Raw genomic sequence first — 15,106 nt, 5'->3', positions numbered from 1 at the left:
TGTTGGGTGTAGCGCGCGAACGCCCGCAGAAGGCGGTCGCGAGGTCAGTTGCTTGCTCCGGTGCCGCCCTTCGGTTTCACGCCCAGAAAGGTGGCGGCGGTTCCCGAGAGTTCGCGCGTCGCCACGTCGGGATCACAACCCACCTTCGGCAGGCGGGCCCTGATGGCGCTGGGTGACCGCTGCATGCGCTCCGCGAGGTCGTTGATGCGCTTCACCGCACCTACGGGACCCGGCTGCAACCAGGCTTCTCGAAGTTCGCTGTCGAGTTCCGTGGTCCACGGCAGAGTGGCATTGGCGTACCGGGCTGGCCGGATGCGCATCCGCGTGTGCGCGGTGAGGACGCGGCTGAGGAGGGTGCCGATCGCTGCACCGCCATCTACTGGGAGCCGAAGGCGTCCGTCGGCGACGACCTCACCGGACTCCGTCGTCCCGAGCAGTTCCGCCACCAGGGAATCTTCGGACTCCACGATTGCGGAGAGCCTGTAGTTGATGTTCCCGAGCTTGATCTCGTTGTGAAATGTGGACGGCATGCTGCGCCTCCTCGGCGTAGGTTGATCTTTTTCCGGGGATCGGAGGGGGTTACGCCGGCGAGTCCGCGTTCTTCATGAGCAGGAACACCGCGTCGCCGTCGTACGTCAGCTCGACGGGCTCGTCGCCGAAGACGACGTGCCTGCCGTCCGCCGCGACGACGCGCCAACCCGATTGGCGGATTTGGTCGGTGCAGTAGTAGCTCCCGACGAGGACTCCGTTGCGGGTGACGGTTCCGTAGAGGACCTGTTGGGCATCGGCCGGATCTGCCACGACAGAAGTCACTTCGAAGTCGTCCTCGCGAAAGCGACGGATGACGGTCTCCATGTGCGTATGAGAGGGCATCACAGAACATCTCCTTCAGTTGGAAAGCACGAAGACGCAGTGAGGCTGGTGGAGTGACGTGTCCCGCGCCTCGTCAGCGAGAACCAACTCCGTGTCCGGGTCGAGGTAGTCACCGAAGTCCGCGAGGCACGCGATGCGCGCGACGGGCACCTCGGCATCGCAGCCGTGACACCGGTCCAGAACGAGCCAGCTTTCGCCGGGGCTGGTGAAGTCGGTCAGGAGTCGCCACTGTCGAGCGGAGTCCGTGACTGTGATCAGGTCACCCGGCACGACGCCGTTGCGTGTGCGGTACTGGCGGTGCGGGTCGTCCGTGACCGTGACGCTGTCGGCGGGCACCTGCAGCGCAGCCGCAACGGTTCGTGCAACGCGGGCGCGTCGTGCCCATCGACTCCACTGTTCCGGGGTGTCGAGGCGGCGGCGAAACCCGTTGGGGCATGTTGCGCGAACGGCTCGTGCGAGGCGGATGGCTCTGTCGGCAAGTCCTGGCGTGGCCCCTGCGAAGGTTGTTGTGTTGTCGTTGCTGTGCATGACAATGCACCTCCAGTGGCAGTTGATCAAAGTCGGCGAGTGGCGGCTTTCAGGGCGTTGGTAGCGGCACGGCCGATTGCCGCAGCCGTCGTGGTCGGGCTGGTGAGCTGGTGCACGGCGACACCATGGAACGGGTCGTCCCATGTGTGGGTGGTCAGCCACAACACAGCGCACCCGGACGCACGCAGCCGATCAACGCGCTTCTGCCCGGCGGAGCGTTCGTCGCCCTGGAAATGTCCGTCGGACACGATCACCAGCAGCCGCGCGGCACCGGGGCGGGAGAGGCCGAGTGCGCCGTCCAAGGAGTCGACAGCGAGAGCGACGCTCTCCCAATCGTCGTCGGCCTCGAACTCAGTCACCTCAGCGGGAATTCTGCCGGGGCGGGTGATGGGCCGAACGTGCACGCCGAAGATCACGGTGGCGGTTTCGACGGGCACGGCGGCGTGCCGTCCGGCGTTGGCGAGAATCCAGGCAGTGGACGCGACAGGACCGCGAAGGTGGCTCATCGAGCCGGACACGTCGCACGCGATTCCCAGCCGTAGCGGTGGTGTGGGGGCGGTCAGGCGGGTGGTGCGGGTGAACGGTTCGGCTGTGGGCATGGCACCTGCAGCCCGTTGGGCGTCGGCGGCCAAAGCACCGCGCATCCGGAGTCGTCCGGGCGGCATCGGCGAGGTCGACTTCACCGCGACGCGTTCGCGTGTGGCAGCGGTCGACAGCGCACGTGCCAACGTTCGGGAGGCGTTGCGTTCGGCGGTGGTGGGTTTGCGGGTTCCCGTGATGGTCGTTGATCCGCAACCGGAACGGGTATGACTGCTGGAGAACACGGTCCGCGCGACCGCCTCGGCCGCATCGGTAGCCGCCTTTTCGGCCGCTGACGCTGCAGCCGCTACAACGGCCGGATCCTCTGGTGGGGCTTCGTCCGCCACGGCGCGTGCTACGTCGGCCAGAGTCCTGCCGATCGCTTCGGCGAGGGGTGACGGCGACGACTCGCCGTCTGCGCCGGGCTCACCCGGTTCGGGGACTTCGCCGTCAGGATCGGTGCCGACCGCCCCACACCAGCGCCGTGCGACGTCGATCATCGTGTCAGCATCGTCGTCTGCGGTGGCAAGGGCTTCACGCCACAGCGCGCGAAGTTCGGCGAAGGTGTCGGTCCCGAGAACTTCTTCGACGACATCGGCTACCGGTGCGGCCTCAGCGGTAGTGAGGATGCCACCGTCAACTCGTGCGAGCACGAGGCCAGCGGCACGGGCGGCGGCCGCCGTAGTCATCGTCGGGCCACCCGTGAAGTCGGCGAGAACCAGATTCGTCGCTGACGCGCGCAACCAGTGCCGGTCGTCCGGGCGGCGGCGAACGTGCGCCGACTCCATCCGCGACTCTTCCAACAGCATCGCGGCGTCTGCGACAGCCGGGGAGACGTCGTCGGGCAGTTCCCACACGCTGTGCTTCGCGTGTGCGCACTCGTGGGTCAGCAGGCCCCACATGACGGGATAGCGCGAACGGTCGGACAGGTTCGCCGGATCAACGGTGGCGGGATCAACTTCCAGGTAATTGCCGTCAACTTCGATCAGCGCGCGGGTTGTGTGGAAACACGCCGGGGCACCGCCACCCGCACCAGGCGCGATGGTGACCAACAGGTCTTCCCGGTCAGCGATCACCGGGACTTCGGCCGCCAGTGCGGCGGACAACGCGAGCCACTCCGGGCGCGTGGGGAAGATTGCGGCACCGGTGGCGTCCGGGTCGGCTACCAGGTGGGCGGTCATTGTGATGTCCTTTCCGGATGGTCGCGCTAGATGCGGGCGCCGAGTGCCAACGGTTCGACCGCGATGCCGAACGCGTCGCGGACTGCGGCGGCGACCGTGGCGCGGTCCTCTTCGGGCGCGATGCCAACGAGGTTTCCGGCGGCGGCCTCCGGTCCGAGCACGCCCGCGATCTTCTGGAACGCGATCAGCTCACGCAGCTGCAGTGTCCAGCCGACCTCGCCCTTTGCTTGGCGGGTGCGAAGGTTGCGGGCGACCTTGATGGCCCGTTTGTCGATCTTGAGTTGTGCGGCCAGGTCGTAGTCGGTGGACACGTGGATTTGTGCGGAGAACCGGGACGACAGGGCGTCGGTGAGGATCGCGCCGTGCACACCGGGATTGTGTCCGGCGACCACGTAGAACCCGTCGGCGGCGTCAACGACCTCACCGCCGTTCGCTTTGACCACGATCTGACGGCGACCGTCCATCGCGGGGTAGACCACGGCCAGCACCGTGGGCGGAATCAGCGTGGCGTCATCGATGAACAACGGCACACCCGCACGCATTGCCCGCACCAACGGGCCGTGCACGAACACGTAGCGGCCATCATCGGTCTGCGTGTACTCGCCGACGAAGTCGGCGACCGTCGTGTCACCGTCGCCCTGAACCGTGAGCAGGTCAGGAAACGCGGCTTCGACGACCGACGTCTTCCCGGTTCCGGGTGGCCCGTACAACAGTGCGGCCACCCCGGCTTCCCGCAACCGGTGCAGTGCGGTCACGTCCGGTATGCCGGACAGCAACCGGGGGTGGTAGGTCAGGCCGTTCGGGCGTGTCACCGGTCCCGTGACCACCGTCGTTGCGGCGGGTTTGGGCGCGGGTGGCGCGGGTTCGGGAACCGTGGTGGGCGCTGGTGACTTCCGCCGTCGGGGACGTGGGGTGGGGGCGGGGGCAGGGGTGATGGCGGTCGCTGCGACAACGGCCGTGGTCGCGGTGGCGCGGTAGGTCAGCGGCGTGGTCAGGACGACTTCGGCGGCACCGCATTCGGTGAGCACTTTCAACGCGTTGCCCACCGCGCCGGATGATCGTCCGCCGAGTTTGGCGGCGACGACGCGCGGGCTCATTCCAGTCCCGGGGTCGTCTGCCAGCACGCGCGCGACCATCGCGCGTAGTTCGCCGTTGCGCAGACGGGTTGCCGTTCCTGTGGTGGGGGTGCTGGTCGTTGGCGTGGCGTGCGTGGTCATCGCGGGCCCCTTTCGATCAGGTCGTAGCGGTTCAGGCAGCCGCGATGAGCGACTCGTCGTCAGACGTGTTCTGGTGGGTTTCTGCCGCGACATCCGCCGATTCCTGGGTGTGTTCGTGTTCGACCCATCCGCAGCAGCAAAACGCGGTGACCGTGCCGTCGATTTCGGTGATGGTGTCGGCGTAACACATGATGAACCCCGTTCGGTAGACATGGCTCGCGCCAGGTGTGGTATTCGGTGTGGTTTCCGGTTTCCCGGTGTGATTCAAATATAACTCCGCCGCACGTCAATTGCCAGTGCATTCGGGGACTTTTTCAAGACTCTTTTGGGGGAAATGGGTCGCGAATCGTTCCGGCTATCAGAATTGAATTCGAATTGCATTGTGGCGACGTGGTGGGTTGAGCTGCTGTCTGGGACTTGGACGCCGGCGAGCTGCCTGGGTCCAGCTTGCTGTGGTGGAACAGGTCGGCGGGACTCGTGTGGATTGAGTGGTGAGGCTGATCTGCAGCCTCTCCCGGCTGGTCCGCAGTGAGGCCGTCCGCTGCCGCGCCGTTTCGACCTCCCGCTTGTGGCCAAGCGAGTCTGGGACATCAGGTGATCCCGCCGTGGGCACGCTGCCACGTCCGCAGCGCGCTATGAGCGGATCAGGTCTGGAGGTGCCCTCCAGGTGCATCTCGGGTTGAACCTCGAAATGATTCCCCTGTGTGAGTGTTGTGATTGATCATGGCAAATGCACGGTAGCATCGACTTCGGGAGCGAGTGAAATTCAGTGAAAGGTTCTTTTGTCGAGATTGTTTTTCTCTTTGTGGTTGCGTGACCCTTCTGCTGATGAAGGCTGGTCTTTGGCGTGATACCGCGGGAGGTTTGCCGCAAGCCACTTCGCCTCTGGTGACGGCTTGTCGTCGATCTCCGCGAGCTTGCTGGTGAGGAGAGCCAGGGTGCGGGGGATCGCCTCGATCCGGCCGAGACGGCCCTGGAGCCGCATGATGTCGCGGTACAACAGCTCGTTGTGTGGATCGAAAGCTCGTGCGAGCTCCAGCAGTTCGAGTGTCTGTTCTGGATCGACGTCGCGCAGCGCGTGCGCGAGCGCGGCCGCCGCATCGATCACATCACGCCGAACGGCTTCCCGCACCGGTTCCAGCCACTCGCTCTCGACCCCATCAGCGAGAGGACCTGTGTAGAGGTCGACGACCTTCCTGAAGGCATCGATTCGGTCCTGCCCGGTGCTCGCCGTTCGACGGGCCGCGATCGCGCGGTCCAGGTGCCAGTAGTCGACCTCGACGACGTCCGGGTTGAGGCGGTAGCGACCTCCTCCGGCGATCGCGATGTCCGTGATCGTTCCGCCGGTGGCTTTGGCGACCACGTTGCGCAGTCGGGAGAGCGCGGTGTTGAGGGCGTTGTTCGTCTTGTCTGACGTGTTCGCCGGCCACAGGGCGTTCGCGAGCGCCTCGCGGGTTGTGCCCTCGGGGTGTACGGCGAGGAAGAGAACGAGCTCGCGCAGCCGCGGCTGGATGACGGCGGTGATGTCGTGCTCGGCGTCAGGCCAACACACGGCGGGCACGCCGAGCAGCCTGAGCTGAAGAGGCGGACGATCAACAGGCACGACGTGCGCGGTGATCTCGAGCGACGGCTCAGCAGCCGCGGGTTGCGGGCGCGGTTCGGCTTCCCTGAACAGCGCGAGGAGATCACGCGCATCGTTGTCATCGAGGCGGAAGAGCCTCGTGCCGGTGAACTCCAGACCAGGACCGGGACTTGCCGACGACACGGTGCCGTCAGCCCGGACGTAGAGGGTGATGCCGTGTGTCCACTGCCCCACGAAGACGCGGGCGAGTTCAGGCGAAGACTCTTCGAGTTGCCGCCGACCTTCGTTGTCGAGGCGAGCCATGACAACGGCCGGAGGCGCCTGCTCAGCGAGCTCCCGCAGGCTGGGGACTATTCGCAAGGAGAACGGCGGCTCACCCGCAGGCGTTTCTCCGATGAGGAAGGCCAAGTCGTCGAAGGTGATCGCGACAGTTCCGCGCGCCAACGCCGTCAAAACAAGGGCACGCGCTGCAGGTGCAGCGCCAGGGCCCACCAAGCCGAGTCCGCCGCACGCAGCAAGGTCGAGCGCGACCTCTCGACCGTTCCTCACACCGAGCGGCGTTGCGCCGTCGTTCGGCGTCGGCCGGTGCTCGATGGGCGCGGCACGGTGGGCGAGCTGCAGCTCGTAGACAACGGGTGCCACGGGGAGCTCGTCACGCAACCCGCTGCCGGGCTTGTACCTGCCGCGGTGCCGCCTTCTCGCCGCCACGAGAGCGGCGCTGACTGCTGCAGCCAAGGCGGCGCCGACGAACGCCGTGGTCTTTCCAGATACCGCGGAGTCGGGTTGCGGAAGCTGTTCTGCCTGCTGCGGTACTTCCTGCGAGGTCGTCGACGGCGGCGTGGTCGCTGGTTCGATCGGAGCCGATGGCTCTCGCGGGGGAGCGGGTGGCGGAGGCAACGCCGGAACGAGCAGTTCTTCTCCTGGGAACACGCGGTGCGGATCGGTGAGAGGTCGGCCGTCGGGTTGTGGCTTTCCCCGGTTGAGCTCGAAGACCTCTGGCCAGCGGCCGCCGTCGCCGAGCGCGCGTTCGGCTATGGCCCACATCGAGTCGCAGTCGCCGGTGACCGGATCGGGCGCCCGCACAATCTCGACTGCGGTCACCGCGCTGGACGAGGTCAGCTCAAGACCGTCGGAGGTAGCACCTGCCGTGCGGTTCGCGAGCGCTGACAGGACGATCGTGCCGACCAGCACCGCTGCCGGCGACCGGACTGAAGCCATGTCTGGCCATCTCACTCCGCGCAGGACGTCCACGGCCCGCAGTCCGATGTCCAAGACGAACGCGGCCCACAGCAACCAGCAGAGGCACGCGAGTCCGTTGATGAAGAAGGACGGGGACATCGGCTGGGTGAGCACGACGGACAGCACGGCCCAGCTCGGTACCTCGTCGGGTAAGGGCCATCCGACGTAGTGAGCCAGCCCAAGCGGCAACCCGATCAGCACGGCGATCAGCACCCCTGACGCAAGCACCGCGCGCACCACGTTGCCGAGGCGTTCGGCGATGCCACCGGTGGCGGCGTTGGCAGTCATTGCCCAGGTACAGGCCGCAGAGCCTGTAGGCTGGCCTCCGGAGCTGAGGGGTCTGGCTGCGGGTCGGGCTCGCCTTGGTCGGGCGACGCTCCGGGCTTGAGCGGTCGTGTGGTCGACCGCCTCTTCCTGCCCCGCTTCGGCTTGCTGGCGGCGGCCCACGCCCTGAGCTCGTCCACGGGCACGTCCGTGAACGAAGCGAGTTCGGGCAGGCTCATCACGTCCTCGGCCTCTGTGATCAGGTCGCCGAGCTTCACGTCGACATCACGAAGCTCGGCGGCGAGGTTCGTGCGTCGATGTGCGAGTTCGCCGACGCGCTGCGCAGTGGCCAGCCGGCGGTGGCTCCTCTCGGCGTCAGCGAGCTCGACCCGCCTGCGGATTTCGTCCGTCGTGGCCATGGTGGTCCCCTTTCGAGCGTCTTCACGGACTTGGTGCGACACCGCGGTGGGGACTCGCGTGGCCGGTAGCCCGGACGGTGATGTTGGAAATGCCGACCAGGCCGAGCAACTGTGTGCGTTGGGACGTGGTGACGACGACCGTGACGGTGTTGCCCGAGACGGTGACCTCACCGACGACACCAGCTGCGGAGAGATGCGCTCGAGCCCTGCTCACCGCCTGGTTCGGTGCGAGCTCGAGCCGGTCGTCCAGGCGGTAGGCGTTGAGGTCGATGGCTTGAGCGCCGGCTCGCGCTGCCGCCTCGGCGGCTCCCGCGGCTTGGACCTTCGTGGCGAGCGCGAGACCGCCGTCGAGAACGAGGCCGGCGAGAGCCAGGAGGCTGGCAGTGAGGGCGACGAGGAACGCGGTCATGTGCCGTCCCTTGCCGATCGCCAGGTGTCGACCACCTCTGAGGCGATGGAGGACAGCCGTTTCGACGCCGGCACACCGAGCAGGTCGGCGCCGTTGAGGTCGACCGTGCAGGAGACGGTCACCGTTACGGCTGATCCCGGCTGCAGGTCTCCAACGACCTCCACGTTCGCGTCGCGGCAGCTGACCCCTGCCTCGGCGAGCGCCTTGGTGGCGATGGTGGTTGCTGCGGCACGCGCGCGGCCGGTCGTGTGCTCGATGCTCGCGGCGCGTGCTGCCTGGTGTGCGACGTCGTTGAGCCGAAGCCGAGCGTCGACACCGCGGTGGACCACGACCGCCACGAACACCATCGCCATCACCATGACGGGAGCCCACAGCGTCATCTCCGCTGCCGCAGATCCCCGCTGGTCACGCCACCAGGACATGCCGGTCACCGCCTCGGCCCGACGAAACGCTCGACAGGACCTGCGGCCTCGGCGTGGACGCGGAGGTGCAGGAACGGCACGACTTGCTTCGCGGTCCCCAAGACCTGCACCAGTGCTGTTTCGGAACTTCGCTCGCACAGCACGTCCACGTCCCGCAAGGGACCGGTTCCGAGGTCCGCCAGCACACCGCGGGCACCTGCGGTGCCTTCGGCCGAAGATCCGTTGTGGGCACGAGCGGCTGCCAGCCCGTGCGATGCCGCGGCCTGCGCGATGTGCGTGGCGTGGGACCACATGGCGAACTGCACGATGGCGAAGAAGGCCAGGAACGCCACAGGCAGGACGATCACGGCCTGCGCCGTTGCACTTCCGCGGTCGCCGGTGAGCTGGAGCCGTTGCATCGGATACCCCCGCTCACAAGGAGATCTTCGACGCGGCGCCGACGAACAACGACGAGAGCAGCGCGGCCACCGCCAACGCGGCGGCGACGAGCGCGGCGATGGTCACCACCGTCTCGCCCACGTAGCCGCGATCGTCCTGCCGCAGGTTCTCGATCGCGGCGCGGACGGTGCAGAACACGAGGTAGATCATGATCACTCCTAAAGTCCGTTGAGGACTGAGATCAAGGCCGGGTATCCGATGAACAGGAGAAATCCGAGCATCAGCAGCACGATCGGCAGACTCATCCGCTCGGTCGCGGCACGCGCTTCACCTTCGGAGTCGGTGAGCTCTCGGGCGCGCAGAGCGGCCGCTTTGGCGGCGAGGCTCGAGCGGATCTTGGCGCCGTCCGTGCCGGCGAGACCCACTGCGGCCGCGAGGTCGGACAGCTGACTCAGGTCGAGGTCATCGCCGAGCCGCTCGAATGCTTCCCATGGAGTCGAGCGCGTCACCTCAGCGGTTACGAGTGCTTGCCGCAGCTGGTGAAACGCCCAGCCAGTTCCGACACCAGCACCGTCGGACAGCGCCGAGTCCACGCCTGCTCCACCTGCGAGCAGGATGCGCACGAGGTTAAGGTAGGCGCCAAGTGCGTGCCGGAAAGCGGATCGGCGGCGTCGAGCTGCCTCACGCACCCTGAAGTCCGGCAGCAGGAACCCGATGACGGCCACCCCGGCGATCGTGGCCACGGAGATCAGCCATGGGGAGCCGGTACCGCTGACGACCAGTGCGAGGCCGACAAGGGACCCGAGCCCGGCGCCTGTCAGGCTGCAGAGCGCCTTCGACACCAGGTGCCGTTCGACGTCGCCACCCACGACGTTCAGGTCGGCTCGCAGACCCGTGGTCGGAAAACCGAACGAACCGACGACGCCAGCGATCCGGTACTTGGCCCTCCACACCGGACTCCTCTGGGGCGAGGGAGCCGAGGTTGCGGCCAGCGTCGCGAGCACCTCCTGCAAGGTGGGCTTCGGAGGCACAAGCCACACTGCGATAGCCCAGAGACCCATGCCGAGACACGCACCCCACAGCAACGTCCCGATCATCGCGACACCTCCGGAACGAGGAATCGATCGGGTTCGCGCAGGCGTGCGATACGGGCGAGCCAGGTAAACGCCAGGACGAACAGCATGCTCACGACCGCGAGCACGAGCTGCCCCTGCAAGCTGTCGAACGGGTCGAGGTAGGCGCGGTTGAGTGCGATCAGACCGCCGGCGAACGCGATCGTCGTGATCACGACGACCCGGACGCTCGTGCGGGTTTGCCGCCTGCTCGCCTCGATCCGCATGCGCATGGAAGCCTGCTCGCGGGCTTCCGCCGCGAGTTCGCCGAGCAGTTCGGCGAGATGCCGTGCCTGGTGCTCACTGGCGAGCACGAGTGCAGCGACGACCAAGTCCGCGGTCGGGTCGTCCAGTTCGTCGCCGAGCCGCCGCAGTGCCTCCGCCAAGCGTTCACCGCCGTGCAGTCGAGCGGCGAGGGCCGTGACCTCGGGCCGGATGGCTTCGGGCGCACGGGCCGCGGTGGCCAGCACGGCGTGTTCCAGTCCGGACGCGGCCTCCAAGGTGTCGCGCAGCATCTCGGTCCAACTCGCGATCGCTTCGATTCGGCCGAGCCGGGCACGCTGCTCGGCGCTCACCTGCAGGACGCGTGGGAGCAAGGCGACACCGAGCCCGGCCAGCACGGCCGCGGCGACCCAGCCCGTGACCACACCGATCAGAAGCCCAGCCACCACACCAACGCACAGCCGCACAACGGCGAGGTGGTCCGGAACGGTCCACCGACGAGGCGGCGCCGAGGTGCCGCGAAGTCCGAGCACGATCAGCCATCCACCGACGGCGGTTCCGCCCGCAAGCAGGGCCAGCAGTGCGGAACTCATGATCGCCGCCTGTCCACCAGCTCGGGGTCGTAACCGGCAGCGATGAGCTCGTCGAGCGTGCGCGATCGGAGTGGTGCTGCGGGAACCGCGCGCAGGTCAGGGCCTGGCCGCCACACCTCGTTGCTGATGATCTGGCGCCCGTCGGCGTCCACCACTTCCCGGACCGAGGACACCACGCGATGGCGCCGGTCCGGTGAGAGCTCCAGGTGGACGACGAAGTGCAGTGCGGAGGCGACGAGGAGGTTGGTGGCCTCGAGCGTCAGCCGCTCAGGCCCTTGAACGGCGTAGGCGCCCAGCTTGGTGAACGCGCCCGCACTGGAACTCGCGTGAAGCGTGCCCATCGAGCCGTCGTTGCCCATCGACATGGCATTGGTCAGAGGGATGACCTCAGGACCGCGCACCTCACCGACGATCACGCGATCGGGCTGCATGCGCAGTGACTGCCACACCAGGTCGGAAAGCGTGACAGCTCCGACTCCCTCCAAGTTGGGCTCTCGCGCCTGCAACGCGACCACGTCCGCGTGCGCCGGGTCCTGGTCGAGGCCGAGCTCGAAGACGTCCTCGATGGTGATCAGACGTTCGTGTGCCGGGATCGCCGAGGCGAGCGCACGGAGCAAGGTCGTCTTGCCGATCGAAGTGCCCCCGGTGACGAGCACGTTCTTCCGCGCCTTGACGACGGCGGTGAGGAAGGACTCGAGCTCCGGAGAGATCGTGCCGTTGCTGCGCAACTCGCCCAAATTCACCCGCTGGAGGCGATGTCGGCGGATGGACACCGATGGTCGGGCCGTCACCGTCATCACTGCCGAGACTCGCTCCCCGGAGGGCAGGGCGAAGTTCACGATGGGGGAGGCGTTGTCGAAGCGGCGTTCCTCGATGCCGCTGCGCGCGGCCAGCGTGCGGATGAGGTGGACGAGGTCTTCGTCGGAGTCGACGATCGGCGGCAGAACGTCACGGGTGCCGTCGGCGCGTTTGACGAAGACCCGTTCAGCGCCGTTCACGTTGATGTTCTCGATGCTGGTGTCGGCGAGCAGCGGGTCCAACCTGCCGGCGCCGAACAGCTCGGCCAAGACCTCGTCGACCGCGCGCCGTTCCACGTCGGCGTCGAACAGTTCGAGTCCGGCCTGGAGCCGCTTCTGTGCGATGGACTCCGCTGAATCGCGCAGGACCGCCTCTGCCAACTGGCGCCGTTGCAGCGGTCCGAGCGGCGGGCGCTCCGCGTTCCCGTCTGCTCGAAGTCGAGCACTCAGCTGCTTGGTGACGTCGTCCCGGAGTCGTTCTCGGAGACTCCTCACATCGCTCGTCGGCCGCGGAAACGGCAGGTCTGTCGGACCGCCCAGCGGGCTCACGGCGGTCATCGAGGACTCCGCTGGAGAGGCATCTGCTGCGAAGCCGTGCGCAGGAGATGATCGGCGAGACCTGCGGCGTGCCTGCTCAACGCCGAGTCGGAGCCACGCTGGTCCCAGAGCCCCTGCGCGCCCTTGGCGTCGTCCGGAATGCTGGTGAGCACCGGCAGACCGAACGCCTCGGTGATCTGGGCCGCTGGGTAGCCCTTGCCCACGATGGCGAGGCCGGCATGGCGTGACCAGGTCTGAATCTGAACTCCACGTGCTGCTATGTGAGCCAACGAGTCGTCGTGTGGGCGTGCAACGACCACGAGCGCGTCGGCAGACCTCAGCAGTCCCAGCATCGTCGGATCTGGATCGACGCGGCCGGCGTCGACAATGAGCGTGACGCCAGGCGTTCGAAAGGGACGGAACTGCGAGGAAGCAAGCGCGCCGAACGCTGCACGCGACTGCGCGGGATCCGACGGCGCTGGCACGATCCGCAGGCCGCTCGCCAAGGCATGCGCGTGCTGGGCCAGAAGATCGGCGTCGGAGTTGCCGCGAGTGGCCGCGGCGAGGCTCACCAGTCCAGGGGAGCCCGGCAGTTGGAAGCGCGCCGCGACATCTCCGCCCGCTGGATCCACTTCGACCACGATCGGGCGCACTGGCTCCGGCCACCGGGTGCCGAGCGCGACAGCGAGCGTGCTGGCGCCGGGAGAGCCTTTGAGAGAACAGGTGATGACCATCATCAACGACCTCCGACCATCAGCACGGCGATCTTGTCCGCTGGCGCTGAGGAAAGGGCTCGCGCTTCGGGCTCGGGCAACTCCACCGAGACGACCGGGGTCTGGTCTGCCCTGTCGACCGCGACCACCACAGCCCGCCAGGAACCTGATGAGCTGCCTTCGTTCGTGCCGGGAGCGAGCACGACGACGTTCGAACCGGCGGACAACTCGGGAGGGAACTGTCCCGGCTTGAGCCCGAGGGCGGCGATCGCTCTTCCGTCAGCAGGGACTCGGGGCGGTCCCAGCACGTCATCAGTCAGGAGCATTCCGACCGGCAGCGAGTACGCGACCGGCCGCCCGACCACGCTCGCAGCGGCCGAAGCCGGGACCACCTTGACGGCATCATCCACAGCGAGATTCACGCCGACGAGGTCCTGCTGCAGGATCACGTGGCCGACCTCGACCGGCCGTGCCAGTGCCACGACCTCCTGACGCTCTCCGAGTTGCTGTGCTGCGATCAACCCGCCCGCGGCACACCCGACGACGAGCACCGAGCCGAAGATCAGATGGGGAACACTTCGTCGTTTACGTCCGGACCTCTGGAACGTCGGCCGTGTTCGCGTGTTTGTCGGGTCGGCGTCAACAGCCTGCTGAGTGATCATCTGGGCCTCCTGAAGGCGTGGGGCATCGCGACGTGACACCGGGACCGGCGGCACGCTCAGGTGTTGCGGGAATCAGCGGGAGTTGAGGGCCTGACTCTCGGCGACGCGCAAGGTCGTTGACGCCGTCGTGGTCAGGCCGGGGAAGACGCCGCTCTGTCCGGCACCGGACCACCGAACGTTCCACTGGACGGTCACCGTGGTCGTGTAGACGTCGCCAGGTGTCCCCGTGGAGGAACGTCGATAGGTGTGGCCGCAATCGGGCGAAACGGCTTTCGGGTCGTGTCCTGCTGCGAACGGGGTGCCTGGGCCGGTGCACATGATGGCGGCGCCGTCGCCTGTGGACCACGATGCGGTGATTGGCTCAGCGACAGCGGTGACCGTGATCCCGGGGACCGAGGCACTCGCCGAAGTCGTTCGCCAGCCTCCTCGCAGCCACAACCAAGTCGGCAGGTGCACCAGCTGCTCGCCGGCCGGGCTTATCGCGATCGAGGGTGTCGGCAATCGCAGCCGGTTCTTCGCCATCAACGCCACCTGCTCCGGCGTCATCGACGGCTCGGCCTGCTGGCCGGCAGGTATCCAGACCGGCGGACGGTTCGCGGTGGCCTTGCCGTCGGCCGAGCACAGCAGGCGAAACCAGCCACCTGGGCCTTCGGGCTGAGGAACGGCCGGATCTCCTTGCTCGACCGGTACGTACCTGCACTCGAAGGAATCTGCGGTCTCTCCATGGGTGGTCGTGCCGGACAAGCTAGGCCGCCCGTGGGACTGGGTCATCTCAGCGATGAGCTCGCAGCCCGGACCAGGTTTTGTCGAGCAGTCGACCGAGCCCCATCCAGGATCACCTCGTGCTGATGAGGCAGTGGCCACGAGCCCGGCCAACGTGACTGCCACGACGAGCGCGGAGCGAGTCAGCATGATCCAACTCCTTGCACCGCGAACCGTGTCACTCGCCAGCTGCCGTCGGGTTGGGCTTTGACCTCGGCCAGGATGGAGCGCCTACCGCCACCCTGGCCGTCCGCGGGTTCGTTCGTCCCCCTGCGGTACTTCAACCACGCGCTGTCGTCGCCGCAGTCTCTGATCTTCACGACCGTCACGACGCCGTCTGAACGGTCCACATTGGTCACCTGAGGGTCGCTCTTAGGAGATCCCTTGGTGACCAGGCCCCTCCGGTCGTCCTCGGCAAGGCTGTTCTTAGAGGTCCTAACAGAATCGTTGGACGTGGCGGTAGCAGATGATGCAGGTAGCGAGGCCGAGGAAGGCTTCGTGGATGTCGTCGCGGCGTTCCCAGCGGATGCGCAGGCGTTTCATGCCGTGGTACCAGGCGATCGTGCGCTCCACGACCCAGCGGACTGTCCCCAGGCCGGAGCCGTGGGACTCGCCGC

Annotated in this window: 18 protein-coding genes; all 18 read right to left on the bottom strand. The window is 67.2% G+C overall.

Translation table 11 applies throughout. The annotated features are described in order from the left end of the window. Positions 1–44 precede the first annotated feature (44 nt). Positions 45–530: a hypothetical protein gene (locus AB0A63_RS00090; RefSeq protein ID WP_360383344.1), complete on the bottom strand. Its 486-nt coding sequence runs from the start codon at positions 528–530 to the stop codon at positions 45–47. Positions 531–579: 49 nt separating this feature from the next. Further along, positions 580–855, bottom strand: a complete 276-nt coding sequence (locus AB0A63_RS00085) for a hypothetical protein (protein WP_360383342.1) — start codon at positions 853–855, stop codon at positions 580–582. 33 nt (positions 856–888) lie between these two features. Next, positions 889–1,401 carry a hypothetical protein gene (locus AB0A63_RS00080; RefSeq protein ID WP_360383340.1) on the bottom strand — a complete coding sequence of 171 codons (513 nt, stop codon included), beginning with the start codon at positions 1,399–1,401 and terminating at the stop codon, positions 889–891. A 26-nt stretch (positions 1,402–1,427) separates the two neighbouring features. After that, positions 1,428–3,161: a hypothetical protein gene (locus tag AB0A63_RS00075; RefSeq protein ID WP_360383337.1), complete on the bottom strand. Its 1,734-nt coding sequence runs from the start codon at positions 3,159–3,161 to the stop codon at positions 1,428–1,430. Positions 3,162–3,187: 26 nt separating this feature from the next. Then, the gene (locus AB0A63_RS00070; RefSeq protein WP_360384940.1) at positions 3,188–4,378 is read right to left on the bottom strand and encodes an AAA family ATPase; all 1,191 of its coding nucleotides are present in this window, start codon (positions 4,376–4,378) and stop codon (positions 3,188–3,190) included. A 766-nt stretch (positions 4,379–5,144) separates the two neighbouring features. Continuing rightward, positions 5,145–7,487, bottom strand: a complete 2,343-nt coding sequence (locus AB0A63_RS00065; RefSeq protein WP_360383335.1) for a BTAD domain-containing putative transcriptional regulator — start codon at positions 7,485–7,487, stop codon at positions 5,145–5,147. Then, positions 7,484–7,882 (bottom strand): hypothetical protein, encoded by a 399-nt coding sequence (locus AB0A63_RS00060; protein ID WP_360383332.1) that lies wholly within the window; start codon positions 7,880–7,882, stop codon positions 7,484–7,486. Before AB0A63_RS00060 ends, AB0A63_RS00065 begins: the two co-directional genes overlap by 4 nt. Before the next feature lie 22 nt (positions 7,883–7,904). Further along, positions 7,905–8,291, bottom strand: a complete 387-nt coding sequence (locus tag AB0A63_RS00055; RefSeq protein ID WP_360383329.1) for a pilus assembly protein TadG-related protein — start codon at positions 8,289–8,291, stop codon at positions 7,905–7,907. Continuing rightward, positions 8,288–8,713: a TadE/TadG family type IV pilus assembly protein gene (locus AB0A63_RS00050; RefSeq protein WP_360383327.1), complete on the bottom strand. Its 426-nt coding sequence runs from the start codon at positions 8,711–8,713 to the stop codon at positions 8,288–8,290. The genes AB0A63_RS00055 and AB0A63_RS00050 overlap by 4 nt, the downstream gene beginning before the upstream one ends. Before the next feature lie 5 nt (positions 8,714–8,718). Then, entirely contained in the window at positions 8,719–9,111 is a 393-nt protein-coding gene (locus AB0A63_RS00045) for a TadE family protein (protein ID WP_360383325.1), read from the bottom strand. Positions 9,112–9,124: 13 nt separating this feature from the next. After that, a complete protein-coding gene (locus tag AB0A63_RS00040) occupies positions 9,125–9,301 on the bottom strand; it encodes a hypothetical protein (protein ID WP_360383323.1) in 177 nt (58 codons plus the stop codon). Positions 9,302–9,309: 8 nt separating this feature from the next. Further along, positions 9,310–10,188: a type II secretion system F family protein gene (locus tag AB0A63_RS00035; RefSeq protein ID WP_360383321.1), complete on the bottom strand. Its 879-nt coding sequence runs from the start codon at positions 10,186–10,188 to the stop codon at positions 9,310–9,312. Then, positions 10,185–11,018 carry a type II secretion system F family protein gene (locus AB0A63_RS00030; protein WP_360383318.1) on the bottom strand — a complete coding sequence of 278 codons (834 nt, stop codon included), beginning with the start codon at positions 11,016–11,018 and terminating at the stop codon, positions 10,185–10,187. Before AB0A63_RS00030 ends, AB0A63_RS00035 begins: the two co-directional genes overlap by 4 nt. Then, the gene (locus AB0A63_RS00025) at positions 11,015–12,373 is read right to left on the bottom strand and encodes an ATPase, T2SS/T4P/T4SS family (protein WP_360383315.1); all 1,359 of its coding nucleotides are present in this window, start codon (positions 12,371–12,373) and stop codon (positions 11,015–11,017) included. The genes AB0A63_RS00030 and AB0A63_RS00025 overlap by 4 nt, the downstream gene beginning before the upstream one ends. Beyond that, on the bottom strand, positions 12,370–13,089 hold the full coding sequence (locus tag AB0A63_RS00020) for a chromosome partitioning protein (RefSeq protein ID WP_360383313.1): 720 nt from the start codon (positions 13,087–13,089) through the stop codon (positions 12,370–12,372). The genes AB0A63_RS00025 and AB0A63_RS00020 overlap by 4 nt, the downstream gene beginning before the upstream one ends. Beyond that, a complete protein-coding gene (locus tag AB0A63_RS00015) occupies positions 13,089–13,727 on the bottom strand; it encodes a hypothetical protein (RefSeq protein WP_360383310.1) in 639 nt (212 codons plus the stop codon). The genes AB0A63_RS00020 and AB0A63_RS00015 overlap by 1 nt, the downstream gene beginning before the upstream one ends. 72 nt (positions 13,728–13,799) lie before the next feature. Continuing rightward, entirely contained in the window at positions 13,800–14,471 is a 672-nt protein-coding gene (locus AB0A63_RS00010) for a hypothetical protein (RefSeq protein ID WP_360383308.1), read from the bottom strand. A 453-nt stretch (positions 14,472–14,924) separates the two neighbouring features. After that, positions 14,925–15,106, bottom strand: a 182-nt coding sequence (locus AB0A63_RS00005) for a transposase (protein ID WP_360383305.1), incomplete at its 5' end; no start/stop codon positions are given.

Source organism: Lentzea sp. NPDC042327 (genome assembly GCF_040647275.1).
Taxonomy (GTDB): domain Bacteria; phylum Actinomycetota; class Actinomycetes; order Mycobacteriales; family Pseudonocardiaceae; genus Lentzea.
Note: the sequence above shows the minus strand (reverse complement) of the source record. Positions and strands in the feature narration are given on the sequence as shown.